Origin of the sequence: Eilatimonas milleporae (genome assembly GCF_003688555.1) — a bacterium.
GTDB classification, from domain to species: Bacteria; Pseudomonadota; Alphaproteobacteria; order Sphingomonadales; family Kordiimonadaceae; genus Eilatimonas; species Eilatimonas milleporae.
In genome coordinates, this window is sequence record NZ_REFR01000012.1 from 338,226 (window position 1) to 360,258 (window position 22,033).

The 22,033-nt window shown below is 58.4% G+C and carries 20 protein-coding genes and 1 tRNA gene; 18 read left to right on the forward strand and 3 right to left on the reverse strand.

The window, feature by feature from the left end:
• Positions 1–27: 27 nt before the first annotated feature.
• The 9 genes from serS (at position 28) to BXY39_RS12830 (ending at position 9,036) form a co-directional block, all read left to right on the forward strand.
• Positions 28–1,323, forward strand: a complete 1,296-nt coding sequence (gene serS / locus BXY39_RS12790; protein WP_121939267.1) for a serine--tRNA ligase — start codon at positions 28–30, stop codon at positions 1,321–1,323.
• The gene (gene surE / locus BXY39_RS12795; protein WP_121939268.1) at positions 1,323–2,096 is read left to right on the forward strand and encodes a 5'/3'-nucleotidase SurE; all 774 of its coding nucleotides are present in this window, start codon (positions 1,323–1,325) and stop codon (positions 2,094–2,096) included. Before serS ends, surE begins: the two co-directional genes overlap by 1 nt.
• Positions 2,097–2,120: 24 nt before the next feature.
• Entirely contained in the window at positions 2,121–3,254 is a 1,134-nt protein-coding gene (locus BXY39_RS12800; protein WP_245999148.1) for a LysM peptidoglycan-binding domain-containing M23 family metallopeptidase, read from the forward strand.
• 417 nt (positions 3,255–3,671) lie between these two features.
• The gene (gene yajC / locus BXY39_RS12805; protein WP_121939269.1) at positions 3,672–4,004 is read left to right on the forward strand and encodes a preprotein translocase subunit YajC; all 333 of its coding nucleotides are present in this window, start codon (positions 3,672–3,674) and stop codon (positions 4,002–4,004) included.
• A gap of 43 nt (positions 4,005–4,047) precedes the next feature.
• Positions 4,048–5,649 carry a protein translocase subunit SecD gene (gene secD, locus BXY39_RS12810; RefSeq protein ID WP_121939270.1) on the forward strand — a complete coding sequence of 534 codons (1,602 nt, stop codon included), beginning with the start codon at positions 4,048–4,050 and terminating at the stop codon, positions 5,647–5,649.
• 19 nt (positions 5,650–5,668) lie between these two features.
• On the forward strand, positions 5,669–6,640 hold the full coding sequence (gene secF, locus BXY39_RS12815) for a protein translocase subunit SecF (RefSeq protein ID WP_121939271.1): 972 nt from the start codon (positions 5,669–5,671) through the stop codon (positions 6,638–6,640).
• Between the two features lie 29 nt (positions 6,641–6,669).
• Complete coding sequence (locus tag BXY39_RS12820; RefSeq protein WP_121939272.1) at positions 6,670–7,077, forward strand: Mth938-like domain-containing protein; 408 nt, start codon at positions 6,670–6,672, stop codon at positions 7,075–7,077.
• A gap of 324 nt (positions 7,078–7,401) precedes the next feature.
• Positions 7,402–8,142, forward strand: a complete 741-nt coding sequence (locus tag BXY39_RS12825) for a hypothetical protein (protein ID WP_147453576.1) — start codon at positions 7,402–7,404, stop codon at positions 8,140–8,142.
• Positions 8,143–8,445: 303 nt separating this feature from the next.
• Positions 8,446–9,036: a hypothetical protein gene (locus tag BXY39_RS12830; protein ID WP_121939274.1), complete on the forward strand. Its 591-nt coding sequence runs from the start codon at positions 8,446–8,448 to the stop codon at positions 9,034–9,036.
• Positions 9,037–9,204: 168 nt separating this feature from the next.
• Here the strand turns inward: BXY39_RS12830 and BXY39_RS12835 are convergent, their stop codons facing one another.
• Positions 9,205–11,028, reverse strand: a complete 1,824-nt coding sequence (locus BXY39_RS12835) for a PHA/PHB synthase family protein (RefSeq protein ID WP_211332236.1) — start codon at positions 11,026–11,028, stop codon at positions 9,205–9,207.
• 179 nt (positions 11,029–11,207) lie between these two features.
• Here BXY39_RS12835 and BXY39_RS12840 point away from each other — a divergent pair, with 179 nt between their 5' ends.
• The 4 genes from BXY39_RS12840 to recJ all read left to right on the forward strand — a co-directional run bounded on the left by BXY39_RS12840 (position 11,208) and on the right by recJ (position 16,629).
• Positions 11,208–12,401 carry an LL-diaminopimelate aminotransferase gene (locus tag BXY39_RS12840; RefSeq protein ID WP_121939275.1) on the forward strand — a complete coding sequence of 398 codons (1,194 nt, stop codon included), beginning with the start codon at positions 11,208–11,210 and terminating at the stop codon, positions 12,399–12,401.
• 52 nt (positions 12,402–12,453) lie between these two features.
• Positions 12,454–13,770, forward strand: a complete 1,317-nt coding sequence (locus BXY39_RS12845) for a homoserine dehydrogenase (protein WP_121939276.1) — start codon at positions 12,454–12,456, stop codon at positions 13,768–13,770.
• Between the two features lie 74 nt (positions 13,771–13,844).
• Positions 13,845–14,801 (forward strand): class II fructose-bisphosphatase, encoded by a 957-nt coding sequence (glpX, locus tag BXY39_RS12850; RefSeq protein WP_121939277.1) that lies wholly within the window; start codon positions 13,845–13,847, stop codon positions 14,799–14,801.
• Positions 14,785–16,629, forward strand: coding sequence for a single-stranded-DNA-specific exonuclease RecJ (gene recJ / locus BXY39_RS12855; protein WP_121939278.1), 1,845 nt, complete (start codon positions 14,785–14,787; stop codon positions 16,627–16,629). Before glpX ends, recJ begins: the two co-directional genes overlap by 17 nt.
• 8 nt (positions 16,630–16,637) lie before the next feature.
• Here the strand turns inward: recJ and BXY39_RS12860 are convergent, their stop codons facing one another.
• The gene (locus BXY39_RS12860) at positions 16,638–17,246 is read right to left on the reverse strand and encodes a TetR/AcrR family transcriptional regulator (RefSeq protein ID WP_121939279.1); all 609 of its coding nucleotides are present in this window, start codon (positions 17,244–17,246) and stop codon (positions 16,638–16,640) included.
• Between the two features lie 254 nt (positions 17,247–17,500).
• Between BXY39_RS12860 and BXY39_RS12865 the strand changes: the two genes are divergently transcribed.
• The 3 genes from BXY39_RS12865 (at position 17,501) to BXY39_RS12875 (ending at position 19,692) form a co-directional block, all read left to right on the forward strand.
• Positions 17,501–17,956 carry a YHS domain-containing (seleno)protein gene (locus BXY39_RS12865; RefSeq protein WP_211332237.1) on the forward strand — a complete coding sequence of 152 codons (456 nt, stop codon included), beginning with the start codon at positions 17,501–17,503 and terminating at the stop codon, positions 17,954–17,956.
• 293 nt (positions 17,957–18,249) lie between these two features.
• Positions 18,250–18,325: transfer RNA gene (locus BXY39_RS12870), tRNA-Glu, on the forward strand.
• A gap of 176 nt (positions 18,326–18,501) precedes the next feature.
• Positions 18,502–19,692, forward strand: coding sequence for a tyrosine-type recombinase/integrase (locus BXY39_RS12875; protein ID WP_121939281.1), 1,191 nt, complete (start codon positions 18,502–18,504; stop codon positions 19,690–19,692).
• Positions 19,693–20,073: 381 nt separating this feature from the next.
• Here BXY39_RS12875 and BXY39_RS12880 read toward each other — a convergent pair whose 3' ends face one another.
• Positions 20,074–20,316, reverse strand: coding sequence for a helix-turn-helix domain-containing protein (locus tag BXY39_RS12880; RefSeq protein ID WP_121939282.1), 243 nt, complete (start codon positions 20,314–20,316; stop codon positions 20,074–20,076).
• A 590-nt stretch (positions 20,317–20,906) separates the two neighbouring features.
• On the opposite strand from BXY39_RS12880, the gene BXY39_RS12885 reads away from it, so the two are divergent.
• Both BXY39_RS12885 and BXY39_RS12890 read left to right on the forward strand, forming a co-directional pair.
• On the forward strand, positions 20,907–21,695 hold the full coding sequence (locus tag BXY39_RS12885; RefSeq protein WP_121939283.1) for a DsbC family protein: 789 nt from the start codon (positions 20,907–20,909) through the stop codon (positions 21,693–21,695).
• Positions 21,696–21,697: 2 nt separating this feature from the next.
• Entirely contained in the window at positions 21,698–22,024 is a 327-nt protein-coding gene (locus BXY39_RS12890) for a hypothetical protein (RefSeq protein WP_121939284.1), read from the forward strand.
• The last annotated feature ends 9 nt before the right edge of the window (positions 22,025–22,033 follow it).

Consider the following 22,033-nt stretch of genomic DNA (forward strand, 5'->3'; position numbering starts at 1 on the left):
ATAACGCAAAGAAGCGCAGTCACTGTCATGTTCGATCTAAAAGCGATTCGTGAAAACCCGGACGCATTCGATGCCGGGCTGGCCCGGCGCGGTCTGGAGGCGGAAGCCGGAAGCCTTTTGGCGCTGGATGAAAAACGCCGTGCCCTGCAAACCGAGGCCCAGACCGCACAGGCCCGCCGGAATGAAGCGTCAAAACAGATCGGCCTTGCCAAGCGTGAGGGCCGCGAGGACGAGGCGCGGGCCCTGATGGCGGAAGTCGGTGATCTGAAAGCCCGTCTTGCCGTCCTCGAAGAGGAAGAACAGGACCTCGCAAGCGCACTGGATGCCATGCTGCTGGCCATTCCCAATCTGCCCTATGACGATGTGCCGGCGGGTGAAGACGAAAACGGCAACGTGGAATGCCGCACGGTCGGCACACCGCCGCAGCTCGATTTCGCGCCGAAGGAACATTTCGAGCTGGGTGAGGCCCTCGGCCTGATGGATTTTGAACGGGCCGTCAAGCTGTCCGGATCGCGCTTTGTCGTGCTGAAGGGGGCACTGGCCCGGCTGGAACGGGCCCTTGGCCAGTTCATGCTGGATGTGCACACGACCGATTTCGGCTATGAGGAAACGGTGACGCCGACACTTGTCCGCAGTGACGCGTTGCTGGGCACCGGCCAGCTGCCGAAATTCGCCGACGATCAGTTTCGCACCACCACCGACCACTGGCTGATCCCGACCGCCGAGGTCACGCTGACCAATCTGCACGCCGGTGAAATCCTGGATGAGGCTGAACTGCCGAAACGTTCGACCGCCCTGACCCAGTGTTTCCGGGCCGAGGCCGGCGCGGCGGGCCGTGATACCCGTGGCATGATCCGGCAGCACCAGTTCGCCAAGGTTGAACTGGTGTCCGTCGTGGCACCGGAGGATTCCGATGCTGAGCATCAGCGGATGACGGAGGCGGCGGAAACCGTTCTCAAACGTCTTGACCTGCCTTACCGCGTTATGGAGCTTTGCGACGGCGATATGGGCTTCAGCGCCCGCCGGACGTTCGATATCGAGGTCTGGCTGCCGGGGCAGGGGCGCTACCGTGAAATTTCAAGCTGTTCCGTCTGCGGTGACTTTCAGGCCCGGCGGATGAAACTGCGATGCCGGGCCAAGGGGGAAAAGAAAACCCGTTTTCCGCATACCCTGAACGGCTCGGGCGTGGCGGTCGGGCGGGCCCTGATCGCCGTAATGGAAAACTACCAGCGTGCCGATGGCGGGATTGATGTGCCCGTTGCCCTTCGGCCCTATATGGCGGGGCTGACCCATATTTCCGGCAATGGCGGGGGAGAAAACTGATGGCGCCCATTTCAACGGCACGGATTCTGGTCTCGAACGATGACGGGATCAACGCCCCCGGTATCGCCGTTCTGGAGCAGGTGGCCCGCGCGCTGAGTGACGATGTCTGGATCGTGGCGCCGGAAACGGAGCAGTCCGGTGCCGGTCATTCCCTGACACTGACACGCCCGCTGCGTATCCGCCGGCTGGAGGACAAGCGCTGGGCGGTCCAGGGCACGCCGACAGACTGTATCATGATGGCGGTCAACAAGATCATGGCCGATCATCCGCCGACGCTGATCCTGTCCGGGATCAACCGGGGCGGCAATCTGGCCGAGGATGTTACCTATTCCGGCACTGTGTCGGTGGCGATGGAGGGGACGCTGTGCGGGATTCCGTCCGTCGCGCTGTCACAATGTATCCGTCCGGGTGAACGTGCGCAGTGGGACACGGCAGAAGCCTTCGCGCCCAAGGTTCTCGGCCCGTTGCTTGAGACCGGCTGGCCCAAGGATGTGCTGATCAATGTAAACTTTCCGGCGATCCCGACGGGCAGTGTGCAAGGCATTCGCGTGACCGAACAGGGTCGGCGCGAAATGATGGGCAACAATATTGATGAGCGCGTCGATCCGCGCGGGTTTACCTACTATTGGTTCGGACTTGGCCGCGAAGTGGGACTGCCCGGTCACACAACGGATCTGAAAAGTGTGCGCACCGGCTATGTGTCGGTCACGCCGCTGCATCTGGACCTGACACACCGCGATACCCTGAAAACCCTTGAACGGGCTTTTTTCTGAACGTTTCCCGCAAGGGAGAAAAACATGGCCGCCGGGTCTTTCATCCGCTTGCCCGCACCCGGAGGCGCCGGTATCGTCGGCGCTATGATGCATGTGGTGATTTCCGGTATCAGGCCATGTCTCAGCCGCGCCGTCAGGGTGGCGGCGGTTGGCGCCCTGATTTTTCTGACGGCATGCGGCAGCGCGCCGGGGCGCGTGAACCCGGCCGATATCAAGCCCGTCTATCAGGTTCGCAATGCGCCCGTGCCGGTGCCGTATCCGGCGGTCAAGCCGAAGGTCAGCGCCGTCCAGGCCCGTGCCCGCAAGGCCAGTGGCGGGCGAATCACGGTGGCGCGGGGCGATACGCTTTACAGCCTGTCACGCCGGTACGGTGTGCCCTTGCGCGGTGTCGTCGCCGCCAACGGCCTGGCGCCCCCATATCGCCTGGCGGTGGGGCAGCGCCTGCGCCTGCCGGCCCCTGCGGTTCATACGGTCCGCAAGGGGGAAACCGGATACAGCATTTCCCGCCGCTACGGGGTGACCGTGTCCAGCCTGATGCGGGAAAACAGTATCCGCCCGCCTTATACACTGGCGATTGGGCAGACGCTCCGCCTGCCCGGTGGGGCCGGAACGGCATCGAAGACGGTCAAAACGGTGGCCACACCGAGTGCGTCCCCCAGTGCGTCTTCCGGGCCTTCCAGATCGAAGCCTGCGAGTACCACGCCCCCCACCCGTACAGAGAGCCAGCGCGTGCCCGGTGTCAAGGCCACGCCGCCGCCACGCGCCGGGGCCCGTTTCGGTTGGCCGGTGAAAGGACGGATTGCTTCTCGCTTCGGGCCGCGTGCCGGCGGTATTCATAATGACGGTATCAATATTCTGGCCCGTCAGGGCAGTCCGGTCCGCGCGGCGGAAAGCGGTGTTGTCGTCTATGCCTCCAATGCCCTTCAGGGATATGGCAATTTGCTGCTTTTGAAACATGATGGCGGCTGGATCACGGCCTATGCCCATAATGAACGCCTTTTGGTGCAGGCCGGTCAACAGGTGACACGCGGCGATGTGATCGCTCGTGTCGGGCGGACCGGCGGCGTTAGCGAACCCCAGCTTCACTTCGAAATCCGCAAGGGCCGCCGCGCGCTCGACCCTCTGGGCTATATGGAAGCAGGCGGGCAGGCCGGTTAGAGGCAGGTTTTATGCGGGCGTGAATTTTATCCACGCATATACCCATACAAACCCCGCCTGACTGACCAGTCAGTCAGGCGGGGCTTTTTGGGCAGGGCGGAACGGCAAGTCTTCGACGGATATTTTGAAATTCCGCTGCTGGTAGTTCTCGACATATGAGCCTGATGGGGTGATCCGGCCCGCAGTCGTTTCCGGTTTGGTGTGCGTCTGGCGCGACCATGTCTTATTTTCACTGGCCCTTGCAGGGGGCGTTATGTCTGCCCATTTAAGCGGCATCTGATTTCCACGGCGATATTCGCGGCTGGACTGCCGTATCGTCTATCGTCCAGCAGCGATTGCATTTGGCTGGTCTGCCGCTATAGTCCGGCCAAAATACTGTCAGGGCCCGTGTCCGACCAAGTTTAAGGAAGCTATGCCATGTTTTCGACGCCCGCTTTTGCCCAGGCCGCCACTGCCGCCGAGCCGAGCCTGATTGCCCAGTTCCTGCCGTTCATCCTGATCATTGTGATTTTCTGGTTTCTGGTTCTGCGGCCCCAGGCAAAACGCGCCAAGGAACACAAGGAAATGGTCAGCAATGTGCGGCGCGGGGACACGGTGGTGACAGCCGGCGGCCTGGTCGGCAAGGTCGCCAAGGTCCGCGAGGATGACGAGATCGAAGTGGAAATCGCCGAGGGCGTGCGGGTGCGTGTGGTCAAGGCGACATTGTCCACCGTCCGTGCCAAGGGCGAACCGGCTAAGACCGACGGCTAAAGCCGCTGCTGTCTGCCCGCCCGCGTTTTGAGAGAGGCCCGCCATGCTGCAGTTCAGCCGTATCAAGATCGGCTTTATCGTCTTTGTCTGCCTGTTCGGCCTGGCGGCGGCGATCCCGAATTTTCTGAGTGAGGACCAGCGCAACGCCTTGCCCGGCTTTTTGCCGTCGGACACGTTGAGCCTGGGGCTGGATCTGCGCGGCGGCGTCCATCTGTTGCTGGAAGCTAAGACCGAGGACGTGATCGCGGTTCGGCTGGAAAATCTGGCGGGTCAGGTGCAGGACCTGCGCCGCAGCGTGCGGGCGTTGAATTTCCGCAATATCCAGGTCGATGACCGCTCCGTCAGTTTTGAGGTGACGCGCGAGGATATGGTGGAACGCGCGCGTGAGGAACTGCTGCCATTGACCCAGCCGACACCCGGCGTCAATCCGTTGTTGAGCGGGGGCGTACAGGAAGTGGACCTGGCACGCGATGGTACGCGGTTCACCCTGACGCTGACGGACCAGGGCATCCAGAGCCAGAAGCGCGATGCCATTCAGCGTTCCATGCAGGTGATCCGTGACCGGGTGGACCCGTCGGGAACGCGTGAAATCACACTGCAGCCGCAAGGCGACGACCGGATCATCCTGCAGGTGCCGGGCGCCGACGATCCCGCGGCTTTGCTGCGTCTCATCCAGACCACGGCCAAACTGACGTTTCACGATGTGGATACCAGCATATCGCCGGAAGACATCGCCCGTGGGCGGTTGCGCCCGAGCCAGCTTCTATTGCCCTTGAAGGATGGCGGCAGTGTTGTGATCAAGAAACGGGTCATCGTTGCCGGCGAGGACCTGATCAAGGCCAACCCGTCCTATGACGAAAACGGCCGGCCGGCTGTCGCCTTCACCTTCAACAACAGGGGGGCCCGGCGGTTCGGCAATCATACGCGGGAAAATGTCGGCAGGCCCTTCGCCATCGTGCTTGATGATATCGTGATCAGTGCCCCGCGCATCATCAGTCCCATACTGGGCGGGCAGGGGCAGATCACGGGTGTCGGCAATGTCGAAGACGCCACGGAACTTGCCACCCTGCTTGAGGCCGGAGCGCTTCCGGTGGAACTGACGGTGATGGAGCAACGCACTGTCGGTCCCGATCTGGGTGCGGATTCCATTGAAGCCGGAAAACTGGCGGCGATCGTCGGTTTTGTCGCCGTGATCATCTACATGCTTCTCAGCTATGGGCGGTTCGGTCTGGCGGCGAATGTGGCCCTGATCGTCAATCTGATCCTGATCATGGGCGCCTTGAGTATTTTCCAGGCAACATTGACCTTACCCGGCATTGCCGGGATCGTCCTGACGATCGGTATGGCCGTGGATGCCAATGTGTTGATTTTCGAACGCATCCGGGAAGAGCAGGGCGCCGGACGCAAACCGTTCGCGGCGATGGAGCAGGGCTACTCGCAGGCATTTTCGACAATCCTGGATGCCAACATCACCACCTTTATCGCGGCGGCGATACTGTATCTGCTCGGCTCCGGCCCGGTACAGGGTTTTGCCGTCACGCTTGGTATCGGCATCGTCACGTCCATGTTCACCGCCGTCGTTCTGACCCGTCTGCTGCTGGCCACCTGGGTCAGGCGGGCGCGGCCACAAGTGCTGCCCATTTAACGTCAAAGAGGGTCCTGATATGCTGCTGCGTCTTCTGCCGAAAGAGACCGCCTTTGATTTTCTGGGGCTGCGAAAGGTGGCTTTCGTCGTCTCCGCCGTGCTGATCATGGCATCCATCGCGCTTTTTTCCGTCAACAGCCTGAACTACGGAATTGATTTCAAGGGCGGTATCGCGATCGAAGTGGGTCTCGATGACCGGCCCATCCCCCTGGCCACGGTCCGGTCCGCCGTATCCGGGCTGGGACTTGGCGATGTATCTGTGCAGGAATATGGCCGCGATACCGAGGCGCTGATCCGAGTCGAACGCCAGTCGGGCGGCGATGAAGAACAGAAAGCCGCGATGGACCGTGTCAAGGCCGCGCTGGTCGAGGCGGTGCCCGATCTGGATTTCCGCCAGGAAAATATCATCGGTCCGAAAGTGTCCGGTGAACTGAAGCGGGACGGCACGCTGGCCGTCTCCATCGCGGTTATCGGTGTTCTGATCTATATCTGGTTCCGTTTTGAGTGGCAGTTCGGCCTGGGTGCCGTCATCGCGCTGGTGCATGACGTATTGCTGACCATCGGATTCTTTTCGCTGACGCGTCTGGAATTCAACCTGTCCATCATCGCGGCGCTTTTGACGATTGTCGGCTACTCATTGAACGATACGGTGGTGGTGTATGACCGGGTGCGGGAAAACATCCGCAAATACCGGAAAATGCCGATGCTGGACCTTTTGAACCTGTCGCTCAACAAAACGCTGAACCGTACGGTGATGACCTCGCTGACAACACTTCTGGCGCTGGGGGCGCTGTTTTTCCTGGGCGGCGAAGTGATCCGTGGTTTTACCGCCGCCATGATTTGGGGCGTGGTCATCGGCACTTACAGCTCCATCTTTGTCGCCGCGCCCATGCTGTTGCTGTTCAATATCCGCCGGGACGCTTTTTTCCTGAACGAGGAAAAAGACCCCACGGTGGACAAATCACGCCCCGCACCCGGTGAGCCGGTGTAGAGGCGCACTTTCCAGGCAAGGACGTATCCATGAGTAACGGCCGGATTGAAAGCGGCGGCATCATTTTGCAGGCACAAGGGGCTGAAGACCGGCTTCTTGTCGAAGGGTATGGCGATGGCGGGTTCCGCCTGCTCGGTCGTCGCTTCGATGGCGGCGTGATCGTTCTGCCGTCCGGTGTGTATCCTGTGACCGCCAAAACCGTGACGGAACTGGACATATCTGATTTCGGGCGCCTTCTGTCGGCGGACCCAAAGCCGGAACTGGTCCTGATCGGCACGGGGACGGCAATGGCCCTGGTGCCGTCCGCCGTCCGCGACGCCTTGGGGCAGGCCGGTGTCGGCTGTGACATGATGGATACGGGGGCCGCGGCGCGGACCTATAATGTTCTGCTGATGGAAGACCGCCATGTGGCGGCGCTTCTGCTGCCGGTCGATTGACGGCTGTCCGTCTTTCCGTGCCGTGATCGCACGACGGTTTTCAGGCTGAACCGTTCGTCGCAGGCGAAACACCGCTTACCGCTTGCCTGTTTTATTGCGTTCATGTGCACTGCACTGTGGTCTTGACGATAAGGGTCAGGCAAGGCCCGGTCACGACAGACGAGCGCACTGCGGTATTGAAAAGGTGTTTGCGACATGAACGGTACAGCCAGAACACTTCATCAAACCGACCGGAAGCCGACCAAGGCCATGCGGTCCGTGAGGGTATATCCGCTAACCGGTATTATGCTGATCGCTGGCGCGTTGCTGATGGGCGCGCCAGCCATGGCTGGCGAAAATATGACGGCTTTGCAGGAAAAATCCGAAAGCGAGACGGCTGATAAGGAAAAAACCAAAGACAGCAAAAAAGGACGGCCGATTGTTGTCCGCGACAAGGGCGGTGCCTCCATCGTTCTCGACAGCAGGAGCGTGCCGGCGAACATCGTCATCTACGAACTTCAGGAACAAAAAAAAGCCCTGCTGACCATCGAACGCGCGCTTGAGGATATTCGCCGCAAGGAAAAGAAGGCCGAGACGGAGCGCGAAAAGCTTGCTCTGGAAAGCGCACGGGAAGGGTTGGAAGCCGCGCGCGAAGCCGTGCAGGAACGGGCTGAACATATTGTCGAGCTGAGAACCCATCATGCCGAGCTGCGCGCCGATTTCAGTGACGACCTGCGCGGTGCGATCGACGATGTGGTTGAAAACGAGGCCGAGCTGGATGAAATGCGTCTTGATCTGTCGTCTGAACTGTCCGAAGCCCGCCGTGAAATCGCCGAGGCCATCGGCGATGTGGAAATGGACATTGATCTGGACGGTGAGGTCCGGGAGATTCGTCTGCGGTCTCTCAGACAAAGTGAAAGATCCATCAGCGAGATGGAGCGCCAGCATTTGCGTGCCCTGCGCCAGGCGGAGGCCGAATTGCGCCGCACACGCCAATTGCTGGAAAAAAAGCTGCAACAGCTGGAAGACAGGGAAGCCGCCGCTGAAAAATCAGTGCAAGGGGATAAATCCCCAAACTCCCGATAAAAGCCGTCTCCCGGTAAAAGTCCCTGTAACACTAGTCTCTGCATCACTGTCGTTTGCGACGTTTCCCTCAGTATGGCGGCGGTGGGCATTCCCTGCCTATAATCATCGGCCTATATTCATCGGGCCGTAATCATTGGGATCGTTCTCGGTTTATAGGGATTATATCTTTTGTTTATAATTGGGTTTCAAACCTGTGGCTCAACTGTCACGATCCTGTGAGCTTTAGGGCGTCATAAATAATTATCTTGTCCAATTTGCCCGCAACGGGCACTATATGTAGCGATACCACAAGTGGACATGACGATGATCGCCATCAGAACATTTCGTTGGATTGCTTTGACCGTTGCCGGGACCGTCCTGTCAGCGCAGGCTGCCGATGACATGGCGCCCCTGGATGATCTGGGGGCGGTGGTGCGTGATCTTGGCGCGGGATATCAGGCTGCCGATTCTGTCTCTGAAGTGTCTTCATCCGTCAATCACGGTGAATGTTCCGATGCCGGCGCCGGTGATCGGTATCGCCAGCGCATTACTGAATACCACCAGCGTGTAGCCGAACTGGACGCGCAGCTGGGTCAGCTGTCCCCCAAACATCTGACCAAGGAAAGCCGAAAGCTGCTGAAGCGCATTCGTCTTCAGGAAGCGGCCCTGAACACCGCCCTGAAAACACTGACCGGTGAAATGCATCTTGCCAGGAAAGAGGCGGCCGCTGCCCGTCGGGCGGTTCACGGGCGCCTTGCGCAATTGGCGCGGGAGCGCGAGGCGCTGATGAACCAGACTGTTTCCGCGTCCACGCCCCGTACATCGCTTTTGCTGGATATTCCGGATCTGGGGCAGTTCGTCATGGATGGTCCCGCGACACCACCGAAACCACCGCGCCCGGTTGCGGAACGCTGATCCGGCGTCATTGAACCCTGCATCATTGAACACAGACTCCTCACAGGATGGAGCCAAATGAAAAGCAGCGTCGGAACACTGCTTTTTTGTATCCGGTTTTGTGTCTGGGCTCAGGCCGCCCCGTTGTCCGGTAAGGTCGGCCGTTCCTGTGTGAGCCTGCCTTGAGTATCAGTCCTCATGGCGCACACGGACATAGTCGCCCGGTGCGTCGGTCAGGGCGGGGTAGGGACCCTTTTCCGGGTCCAGTGCCGGGATTTTCTTGCCGGACCGGCGTGACAGCCAGCGATGCCAATCCGGCCACCAGCTGCCCGGGGTTTCCTTGGCGCTTTCGACGAATTCCTCGAAACTGGCGCCGGTCTTGTCATTGGTCCAATGCTGATATTTCTTGGCCGATGGCGGATTGACGACCCCGGCGATATGGCCGGACCCGGCCAGGACGAAACGAATGGGTCCCTTGAAATGCCGGGTGATTTTATAGACTGAATCCGGCGGTGCGATATGGTCCTGCCGCCCGGCCTGCACATAGGACGGGGTTTCCACCGTTCTCAGGTCGATCGGCACACCGTCCAGAACCAGGGCACCCGGCTGTACCAGTTCATTATTCTGGTACATGTGGCGCAGATACTGGCGGTGCAGCCGGCGGGGCAGGTTGGTGGAATCGCAATTCCAGTACAAAAGGTCGAACGCCATCGGCTCTTTGCCAAGCAGATAGTTGTTGACCACATAGGACCAGATCAGGTCGTTGGCGCGCAGCATGTTGAAGGTGAGCGCCATCGCCTTTTTGTCCAGATACCCTTTTTCTTCCATCATCTTGTCAATCAGGGACAATTGTTCCTCATCGACAAAGACCGTCAGGTCGCCGGCCGTCTCGAAATCCACCTGGGCGGTAAAGAAGGTGGCGGACTTGACCGTATCGGCCCAGCCCTTTTCCGTCAGATAGGCCAGTACGGCCGACAGCATGGTACCGGCGACGCAATACCCGATGGTGTGCACCGACGGTGCCCCGGTGATTTCGCGCACCACCGTGATCGCTTCGAGAAAGCCGTCCTTCAGCATATCGTCCAGGCTGGTTTCGGCATGGCTTTCGTCCGGGTTGACCCAGGACACCATGAAAACGCTGTATCCCTTTTCCACCGCCCAGCGGACAAAGCTTTTTTCCGCCGACAGGTCGAGGATGTAATATTTGTTGATCCATGGCGGGAAAATCACCAGCGGCGTGGCATAGACCTCTTCCGTTGTCGGCGTGTACTGAATCAGCTCGAAAAGCCGGTTGCGGTACACCACCTTGCCCGGTGTCGTCGCGAGATTTTCGCCGACCTTGAAGGCCTCAAGATCCGTCATCTTGACAAGTGGGATGCCCTGGCCACGCTCGATATCCTCGGCGAAATGCTGCATGCCTTTGAGAAGGTTCTGGCCCTGTGTCTCGATGGTCTCGTTGAGGACATCCGGATTCGTGAAAACAAAATTGGATGGGCTGATGGCGTCCATGAGCTGTTTGGTGAAAAACTCAATCTTGTGCGTGTCTTTACTGTCCAGGCCACTGACGCTGCCGACGGTGTTCATCACATGGCGGTTTGTCAGCAGGTAGAATTGTTTCAGGAAATCGAAGGCCGAGTGTTTGTTCCAGTTTTCGCTTTTGAACCGTTTATCGCCGCGCTGGGGCTGGATGACGGGATCCGCCGTTTCACCGGTGAGCTTCAAACTCTCGTTCGAAATCAGCTGCATATAGTCCTGCCAGAAGGCGACCTGATTCTTGAACAGGACATCCGGTTTCTCGATCAGCCGTTTCGACATTTCCAGAAAGGCGGGCGTGACATTCATGGGGTCTAGGCTCTGCCGGATATCGTCGGGCTGGCTGGCCAGAAATTCCTCCATCATCTTTTGGGAAGACGCCACGGCGTCGCCCAGCAGGGAGACAAAGGACTCCATTTCCTCCTGTCCCGTGTTGAGACCCTCAATACCGTCTGGCTTGTCAGTCTGTTCGTTGCTCATCCGCCGATCCTTGGAAATATGTGAAAGCACCCATTGGACAGGGCGTCAGGAACCTTATGGTAAAATGTGTGTCTCTCCCATGGCAAAAAAGCATTGCACAGCCCCCCTTCGGTCTGCAAATCCTTCCGGGGGCGCCTTGCCGCGCCTTTCATGCCTTTTAACATCAGTTGGATATGATCATGTCGGAGCCCGATTTTTATCGCGTCAAGCGCCTGCCGCCCTATCTCTTTGCCGAAGTGAATGAGATGAAAGCGGCGGCGCGCGCGGCGGGCGAGGACATCATCGATCTGGGCATGGGCAATCCCGATCTGCCGACGCCGGCGCATATTGTCGACAAGCTGAAAGAAACTGTGGATGACAGGCGGACGCATCGCTATTCCACATCACGGGGCATTCCCGGATTGCGCAAGGCGCTGGCCGCCTATTATCAGCGGCGTTTCGGTGTTTCCCTCGATCCGGAGCGGGAAGTGGTCGCCACCCTTGGCTCCAAGGAAGGCCTGGCCAATCTGGCGCAGGCCATCACCGCGCCGGGCGATGTGATTCTGGTGCCCAATCCCAGCTATCCCATCCATCCTTACGGGTTCATGATCGCGGGCGCCTCGGTCCGGCATCTGCCATTGGGGCCTGACAAGGATTTCATGAGCGAACTGGCGCGCGCGGTGCAGCACAGCGTGCCCAGCCCCAGTGCGCTGGTGATCAATTACCCGTCCAATCCGACGGCGCAGGTGGTGGACCGCGCTTTCTACCGCGAGGTGGTCGATTATTGCCGCCGGCATGGTATTTGGATTCTGTCGGATCTGGCCTATGCGGAGATTTACTTCGACGGAAATCCGCCCCCCTCCATTCTTGAGGTCGACGGCGCACGGGACATCGCCGTCGAATTTTCCTCGCTGTCGAAAACATATTCCATGGCGGGGTGGCGCATGGGGTTTGCCGTCGGGAACGAAACCCTGATCGGGGCTCTGACACGGGTGAAAAGCTATCTGGATTACGGTGCCTTTACCCCGATTCAGGTGGCGGCGACGGCGGCCTTGAACGGGCCCCAGGACTGTGTCGATGAGCACCGCGCCATTTACCGCAGGCGCCGCGACGTGCTGATCGAGGGGCTGGAGGCCGCGGGCTGGCCGGTGCCGAGCCCGCGCGCCACCATGTTCGCCTGGGCGCCGTTGCCTGAAAGGCTGGCGCATCTTGGGTCGATGGAGTTTTCCAAACGCCTTCTCACCCATGCCAAGGTGGCGGTATCGCCCGGCATCGGTTTCGGTGAATATGGCGAAGGTCATGTCCGGATAGCGCTGGTTGAAAATGAACAGCGCATCAGACAGGCAACCCGCAACATCAAACGCTATTTCGCCACCCTTTCGGAAACCGGCTGATTCCCGCCGGCGGCGGATATCAAAGGGCATCGCCCCAGCGAGGACATCACCCATGACTGAGACACCTTCTTCTCTTCGCCTTGGCATTGCCGGGCTTGGCACTGTCGGACGCGGTCTGGTCCGGATTATCGAGGATATGGCGGACCTGTTGTCAGCGCGGGCCGGGCGGCGGATCGTCATCCGTGCCGTGTCCGCCCGTACCCGCAAAAGGGATCGCGGTATCGATCTGTCCCCTTATGCCTGGTGCGACAATCCCGTGGATCTGGCCGCTCTCGATGATGTGGATGCGGTCGTGGAACTGATCGGCGGCGGGGACGGCCCGGCGCTGGCCTTGGCGCGGGAAACGCTTGGCCGCGGCAAGGCCTTTGTCACCGCCAACAAGGCGCTGATCGCCGCGCACGGTGCCACACTGGCGGCGCTGGCCGAGAAAAACGGTGCGCCCTTGCGGTTTGAGGCGGCTGTCGCCGGCGGTATTCCGGTGATCAAGGCCCTGCGTGAAGGCCTGGCCGGTAACAGGGTTGGCGGGCTGTACGGTATTCTCAACGGCACATGCAATTATATCCTGACCAGAATGGAAGAAGAGGGCCTGGCCTTTGACGATGTTCTGGCCGATGCCCAGCGCCTGGGCTATGCCGAGGCCGATCCGACGTTCGACATCGACGGTATCGATACGGCCCATAAAACCGCCATTCTGGCGGCACTGGCTTTCGGCTGCGCCCCCGATATGGATGCCGTGCCGTGTGAAGGGATCCGCAGCATTGCGCCCGTCGACATTGATTATGCCAGCGAGCTTGGGTACCGAATCAAATTGCTCGGCATCGCGCGCAAAACGGCCAAGGGTCTGGAAACGCGCGTCTATCCCGCCATGGTGCCGCTGGCCAGTCCGCTTGCCCAGGTGGGCGGGGCCCTGAATGCTGTGGTGATCGCGGCCGACCCGGTCGGTCAGACCGTTTACGAGGGGTTTGGCGCCGGGGAGGGACCAACCGCGTCCGCGGTGGCGGCGGATATCATCGATATTGCCCGTGGGCTCGGGGGGCCGCCCCTGGGTGTGCCGGCCGCCCGGCTCGAAACCCCCGTTTCCATCCCCAGGGAAGCCCATGAAGGCCGTTTCTACATGCGTCTCAGGGTTGAAGACAGGCCCGGCGTGATGGCCGATATTACGGCCGGTCTGGCACGGGCCGGTGTCTCCATTGAAAGCCTGTTGCAGCGCGGTGCGGCCCTGAATGGCGGTGTGTATGTGGTGTTGACCACCCATATGGCCGTGGAAGCTGCCGTGGCCGAGGCGCTGACGCTTTTCAGGCAGTTGGATAGTGTGCTAGAGAGCCCAACGATGATTCGGGTTGAGGGAGAACCCGAAACACCGGCCTGACAGGCCGTGAATTTAACCGGCTGAACTCATATTTGACCGAAGCGCCGTCATGTGGCGTGGATGAGGGGATACATATGTCCAAGCAGGATCTGGACCGGCGCCTGGTGCTGGAAATGGTGCGCGTTACCGAAGCCGCGGCAATCGCAGTTGCCCCCCATATCGGACGCGGCGACGAAAAGGCGGCCGATGCCGCAGCCGTGGAAGCGATGCGCCGGACACTGGGTGACCTGCCGATTGACGGGACCGTCGTCATCGGCGAGGGCGAGCGGGACGAAGCCCCGATGCTGTTCATCGGCGAAAAAGTCGGCAGTGGCGGTGTGGCGGTTGACATTGCGCTGGACCCTCTGGAAGGCACCACCATTTGCGCCAAGGCCATGCAAAACTCCCTGGCGGTGATCGCCATTGCCGAGGCGGGCGGTCTTCTCAATGCGCCGGATGTTTATATGGATAAAATCGCCGTCGGCGGCGATCTGCCTGACGGTGTGATCGATCTGGACAACAGTCCGGCCGACAATGTGGCCGCCGTTGCCGCCGCCACGGGCAAGGCCGTCGAGGATATTATGGTCTGTGTTCTGGACCGTCCCCGTCACGCCGCCCTGATCAAGGACCTGCGGAATGTCGGCTGCGGCATCTGCCTGATTGGTGACGGCGATATAGCCGGTGTCATCGCAACGACAGAGGCCGCAACGGGTATTGATATCTACATGGGGTCCGGCGGCGCACCTGAAGGGGTGCTGGCGGCGGCTGCGCTGCGCTGTATCGGCGGCCAGATTCAGGGCCGCCTGCTTTTCCGCAACGATGATGAAAGGTCCCGTGCCGCCAAATGGGGGATTGAGGACCTCAATCGGAAATACAGCCTTACCGACATGGTGTCGAAGAATGTCATTTTTTCGGCCACCGGTGTGACGGATGGCTCCATGTTGCAGGGCGTGCATCATACAAAGGACGGTATCAGCACCGATACGCTGGTCATGCGCTCTGAAACCCGCACGGTGCGCCGGATCAAGACGCTTCATGGTCACGGGGAGTGAGGCTGCCCCATCGCCGGGCCAGGAAACCCCGGCGCTTCTCGGGGTTGAACGGTCCCTGACCGAGCGCCGCTGGAACCAGCGGGCTGTTCCCGCCCGTTTGGCCGAGGCCATAGCCGCGGCCACGGGCGTCCCCCTGATCGTCGGTCATGTGCTGGCCGCGCGCGGGATTGATGTTGAACAGGCCGCGGCGTATCTGGCCCCCAGTCTCAAGGCCGACCTGCCCGACCCCAGCGTTCTGGCCGATATGGATACGGGCGCGGAGCGCATCGCGCGGGCCGTGCGCAATGGGGAAAACATCGCCGTTTTTGGCGATTATGATGTGGACGGTGCCACATCCAGCGCCGTTCTCTACCGGTTTTTGTGTGCGGTTGGCGTGCCGCCGCTGATTTATATCCCCGATCGCCAGAAGGAAGGGTACGGCCCCAGTACCGATGCCTTCATGAAACTGAAGGCGAAAGGGGCCGCCCTTGTCATCACGGTGGATTGCGGCATTCTTGCCTTTGACCCGTTGCGGGATGCTGCTGAGGCAGGGTTGGAGGTCATCGTGGTTGACCACCACAAGGCTGAGCCGGTTTTGCCGGAGGCCGTGGCCGTCATCAATCCCAACCGTCTGGATGACGCCAGCGGCCTCGGTCATCTGGCCGCTGTCGGGGTGGCGTATCTGCTGGCGATTGCCGTGAACAGGGCCCTGCGGCGGGACGGATACTATGACAGTGCCGGTGCCCGGACGGCTGTACGCGAGCCGGATTTGCGGCTGCTCCTGGATCTTGTGGCGCTGGGAACGGTTTGTGACATGGTTCCCCTGACCGGTCTAAACCGCACGCTGGTGGCCCAGGGACTGAAGATCATGGCGGGCCGGCGCAATGCGGGCCTTGTGGCTCTGGGTGATGCGGCCCGTATTCACGAGACGCCGGCCGCCTATCATCTGGGCTTCCTTTTGGGGCCGCGTGTCAATGCTGGCGGCCGTGTGGGAGAGGCCGAGCTTGGCGCCCGCCTTCTGACAACCGATGACAGCGCCGACGCCGCACGGATTGCCGCCCATCTGGATACCCTGAACACCGAGCGCCGCGCCATTGAGGCCGAGGTTCTTGAGGAGGCCCTGGCGCAGGTGGAAAGCCTGTGCGGCCCCGGCGGCGTGCCCGATCCGGTGATTGTCGCTGCGGGGCAGGGGTGGCATGCCGGTGTCATCGGTATTGTCGCCAGCCGCCTGAAGGACCGCTATAACCGACCGTCTGTCGTGATTGCCCTGGGTGAGGATGGGGGCGAGGCAAAAGGCTCTGCCCGCTCCATCGCCGGGGTGGACCTTGGCGCCGCTGTTATCGATGCCCATGCCAGGGGACTGCTGATCAAGGGGGGTGGTCATGCCATGGCCGCGGGGCTGACCATTGCGCCCGATGCCATCGACGCCTTCACCCGTTTTTTGACCGAACGTTTGTCGGACGCCGTCGCCGGGGCCTCGGCCAGGCGCGGGCTGATGGTCGATGGCATGCTCAGCGTCAGCGGATGCGGCCCTGATCTGGTTGAAGCGATGGGAAAAGCCGGACCCTATGGCATCGGAAACCCTGAGCCCCGCTTCCTGCTGGCCGATGTGGCACTTGTGGATGTGCGCCGGGTCGGGGACAATCATGTGCGCGCCATCGTCAAGGACCATGACGGCAGCACCATCAAGGTCATGGCGTTTCGCGTTGCCGATGAGCCCCTCGGCGCGGCGCTGCTGACAGGTCTCGGCCGGCGGTTTCACATGGTCGGGCGGTTGAAGCTGGACCATTGGACAGGCCGTCCCAAGGTCGAGATGACTCTGGAAGACGCGGCCGTGGCCGCCACTTAGACCGCCGGTCAGGCGGGAGATACGTCTTCCGCCGGCAGATAGGGGGCCATCAGCGTCATGGCGGCCGCCTTGGCATTGTCGGTGATATCGGTGCGCCCGGTCACATGTATGGCGGCGCAGGCCCCCTCGTAAATGATGAAAAGCTGTTCGGCCAGTATGTGCGGTTCCCGCACATCCGCATCGCGACACAGTGTCTCGAATGCCTCCAGAACCAGTGTCTTCGCTTCCGTACAGAAGCGCAGGATCTCGGGCGAGATTCCCCGGAATTCTCCGGCCGCCTTGACGAACAGACAGCCGTTGAAACCGGTGGCGGAAAAATCCGCCCGCGCCACATCGAACAGCGATATCAGGCGCTGGCACGGCGTTTCACCGCTGGTTTCGACAGCACGCAGAAACCGGTTGCGGAATTGGCTGTCATACCGTCTGAGAGCCGCCAGGATCAGCTCCTCCTTCGAGCGGAAGTGATGATACAGGGTTTTTTTCGTGACGCCTGCCTCTGCGGCTATGGCATCGATGCCGACGGCGTGAAATCCCCGTGCCTGTGTCAGCAGGATGGTTGCATCCAATAGGGCGGCCCGTTTGTCCGTGGTGTCTTTTGTCTGCGGAAAGGCTGTCATCAACGGTGTCCGTCACAGGGGTTTTGTATACTGGTCTGTGTACAGCATATCGAACTTATCTTCATGTATTACTGTGTCTGTCTACCTCAAATCTTTATCACCTATAGTTGATGGGGTGAGAGCGATCTGTTCCTTGTGAAGGGGACAGATCTGTATACACAGGGACTGTCTTCAAAAACCTGCACGGCCCGGATGTCGCGATATCCTGTGTCCGCCGCAGATGGTCATACAAAAGGTTTGTCATGAAACAAGTATTGAAATCTGTTTTTCTGTTTGCGCTGTTGACCGCGGGATTTGCCGGGTCGGGCGTTGTTGCGGAAGAAGAATACAGCCTGCCGGCCATACAGGGGTATGACCTGGTGTCCTATCATCAGGCGGGCGGCCCGGTTCGCGGGAACGGGTATTACTATGCCCAGTATGAAGGGGTTCTCTACCTTTTCGCCAGCGAGGAGAACCGGAACAGCTTTCAGGCCGAGCCGGGAAAATACCTGCCCGCCTATAACGGTTACTGCGCCATGGGTGTCGCCAAGGGCAAGAAATTCATCGGCGATCCGCTGGCCTATAAAATCGTCGATGGCCGTCTGTATCTCAATGTAAACGCCAAGGTTCAGGAATACTGGCTGAAAGACGTATCCGGCAATATCGCCGATGCCAATGACTTCTGGCCGGACATCATGGACCGGTCGATTGCGGACCTGCTGGCGGAATAAGACCGTCAATCCCCCGTGTCACTGCCAGCAAACCTGACCGCCGCGCCGTTTCAGTGCGGCGGTCTTTTTGTCTTTTCCACTGTTTTGAGTGCCCTGGCGAACCGGGCAGGAAAATCATGGCAAGGTGTTTCCCCACCGGATGGAAAAGCGCGAAAGCTAAGCACTGCAAAAAAGCTGTCAAAAATGTGTTGACCACCGGGGGAGGGCTTTGTAAGAGATGCGCCACGCCGCGCCGACAAACATGCGGTGCCGGCCTGCCGGGCACACAATGCCCCGGCACTCTTTGTTACAGTGGCCCCTTCGTCTAGCGGTCTAGGACGTCGCCCTTTCACGGCGAAAACACGGGTTCGAGTCCCGTAGGGGTCACCAATTTCTCTTCCATAGCCCTCCATATTTTTCAATAGAACTCTGAAATATAAGGGTTTTCTTTTTTTTGATTTCCACCCGCCTCCATGGCGGACCCTGTGATACCATGAAATTTCATGGTATTATCCATGGTATTCGGAAGGACCGCATTTACGATACCATAGACAGGGATATGGCCCATGACACTGACCGACCGTGCCATTCGTGCGGCAAAACCAAAAGATCGACCCTATAAGCTCACTGATACTGAATCGCTCTATCTGTATGTGAGCACCAGTGGCGCCCGCCTTTGGCGTATGAACTACCAGTTTGATCAGAAGCAGAGGACGATTTCTTACGGTTCTTACCCACAGGTCACTCTTGCTGAAGCGAGGGAGAAGAATCGTTCTAGCCGGAGGCTGCTAGAGAATGAAATCGATCCGATGGAACACAGAAAGCAAGAAAAAAAAACCAAGCAGCTCGCCCGCAAGAATACCTTTGATGCTAACGCAAAAGATTTTGTCAAAATGCTTGAACGCGAGGGCCGGTCTGAGGCTACGTTGAACAAAATCGAATGGCTAATGAAAATGGTTCGCCCCCATATCGGTGATAGACCCATATCAGAAATTACGGCTCCTGAGGCTCTGTCGCTTTTGCGGATGGTTGAAAAAGCGGACAAGCTGGAAACGGCACGTCGTTTACGTTCGACCATGGGGAGGATATTCCGGCATGCTATCGCCTCTGGCCATGCCGACAAGGACCCTACCGCTGCCCTCAAGGGCGTCATCGCTACTCCTGATGTTCAATCTCATCCAGCTATAACTGACCCCAAGAAGCTTGGACCCTTGTTGAGAGCCATTGACGCATGTGACGGCTATAAGCCAGTACGTTCGGGTCTGCGTTTACTGCCTATTCTTTTTCCTCGGCCGGGCGAGTTGAGGTTGGCCCATTGGGATGAGTTTGATCTGGAAGCTATGATATGGTGTATTCCTGCTGGCAGGATGAAGATGCGTCGCCCACACAAGGTTCCATTGCCGCATCAGGTTTTGGATATATTGGAGGAACTTCGCACTGTGACCGGACATTGCGACTTGGTATTCCCTCAAATCCGTAATCAAAAAAGGTCCATGTCTGATGGGACGATGAATGCTGCCCTCAAAAGGATTGGCTACACCTCGGATGAGGTGACGCCACATGGTTTTAGGGCTACGGCAGCTACATTGCTCAATGAGTCCGGATTGTGGCATCCAGATGCCATTGAACGACAGCTATCTCATCAAGAGAATAACCAATCCAGGCGTCCATATGCCCGAAGCGAGCACTGGGATGAACGAATCCGTATGATGCAATGGTGGGCGGATTATCTCGACGATCTGAAGAAGGACGTTTAGGGCTTATGGCCTCATGTTCAACGATTTAAGGGTATGGCCGGCATCGACTCCTTAAATTTCACACTGAATGATATTCGTCAGTGGTTTATAGACTAAGTGCAAAAACCATCTAGAAATACGTCATTTACAGTTTATGGTTTATTATAGTAGCACATTGTGACCATATCTTTAGCATTGTATGCTAGGACATGGGTCGTAGTGCTATTATTACATGCGTAATGCAGAAAATCTCTTTATTATAAAAGGGTTTACATTTGTTGATTCTGGAAACAGCAAAGGGTTGTTAATGCCGATTGAAACCATGCCGATGAGTATGGTGAAGGACTGATATGATTGCGTGGCTATGCAGCCCAAAATCATATTTCAATACAGTTCGGATACTCAGATAGTTTCCCTTTCCACAATTTTTTTTAAGTGCTTGCGCCAGGCATTCACAATCGCATCAGCATTGGTGCCTAGCGCATTCGCTATGGCTATAAGTTCGTCGTCATGGGGCAGTCTGCATCCGTTTTCTATTTTGTGATAGACTGATTGTGTGATGCCTGCACGCAGATAGATCTGTTTAGGGCGTAGACCCTTGTCTGCTCGAATGTCCGAAATGATCTTACCGAGAGAGGTATTCATATGCCGCTCCTGGATTCTTTGCTGTCGTTTCTCAAGACTGATCAACCGTAAGTGCGTACACGTTACGATGGTGTCCCGTCGCAACCGAACCGTTATGAACGGGCGTCTGTGTCCTGACGCTTCTTGAAATAATTTCGATAATTCTCAGCGTCAATGTGAGGGGCTTCGAGTCTGGTTGCTCGGTTAAATCCCTTTTCAATGAGAGAAAATCACATAATTATATATATAAAACAATTACTTAAAAAGCATAAATTCTCTAAAGAGCAAAATTAGGATTCTGACGACAAGCGACAAAATGAGAACAATCTGGAAATAATTTTGAAAATAGTGAGTTTCATAATCTGTCCGCGTTTACAATCAGATAGATAATATAAAACCTTTGGTGGTGGGGTGACATGACACTACTGAATAATTTTCACCCTTCAAACTCAACCTAATCGCCGCGAGCTTTGACGAGAGAACGCTGTCAGTTTTGGTCGTCTGATACTGCATGAGCGATCCTTTGTCTCAGTAAGTTTCAAAACGTCAAACGAGCTGACTGCCAGTGTTCTCACCAACAACTCAGTTGCCCATCAGGGCTTGGAGGTCACATGAGGCAGTTTCTGTGCGTTTCCGTTTTCGCGGCTTTGTTGGCCGTACAAAGCGGGCTTCTTTTTACCGCGGCTTACGATCAGGCCGGACCATCCAGTGAGGCTCCTGACCGGGATGCGGTTCTCGACGACAAACGCGCCCAGGCGGAAACGGCTCTGAAGCAGACCTTCTCGCAGTTCCGGTTCCTGTCGTTCGAGCCATCGTCCATTCCCGGACTTTACCAGATCGATACCGGGGACCGTCTGATCTACTACTCCGACGAAGCCATGGCTTTCATCTTCGGGACAGTGTGGAACCGGTTTGGCGTCAATCTCACCGCCGAAGCCATGTCGGCTGCGGTGGTCGAACGGATGAAGGACTTTGACTATTCCCTGGCCCTGGAGTTCGGGCCGCCGGATGCGCCCCTGCTGACAGAGTATTCCAATCCCCATTGTGCCTATTGCCAGGAGTTGCATGCCTGGTTGCGTGAACAGGAACGGACCGGCGAGCGGATACGCCGGCGTGTCATCTTTGCCGTCGGTCACAGTTTGCAAGCACAAAAAGCTGCCGAACATATTCTGTGTTCCGACGATCCCGAGGCCGCCTATCACGCCGTCTACAGCCGCCGGCAACCCGACCTTCTGCAACAATGCGAGAAAGGCCGGGCGGCAGTGCTGGCCCATATCGACATGACACGAGACGCGGGCATTTCCGGGACGCCGACGCTGTTCGCGGATGGTCAATTCATCCGGGGATTCGATCAGCGTGCCATCTCCGATTTTCTTCAAAACGCCAATTTTGGAGAGTGATCATGCACAAGCATTGGTCTGACACCTTATACGAGTCCAAATCTTCTTTACATGCTTTCTTATTGTTGTTTCTCGCATTCGCGTTTGCTGCACCGGTGACCGCTTTCACGCCACCGGCGGCGGGTGATCTGGGATTTGCCTTTTATGACACTTTGATTTTGCAAGGCGTCCAGGGGCCGATTGGATTTACGACAGCTTTCCTGACCACCATTCTTGGCGTCTACGGCATCTCACAACGGAACTGGCTGGCCGCAATTGGCGGTTTCGGCGGCGCGACAGCCATGGTGGCGGGTGAGGGCATCGTCACGTCCGTCGGCATGGTCGTCTGAGTACGGGTT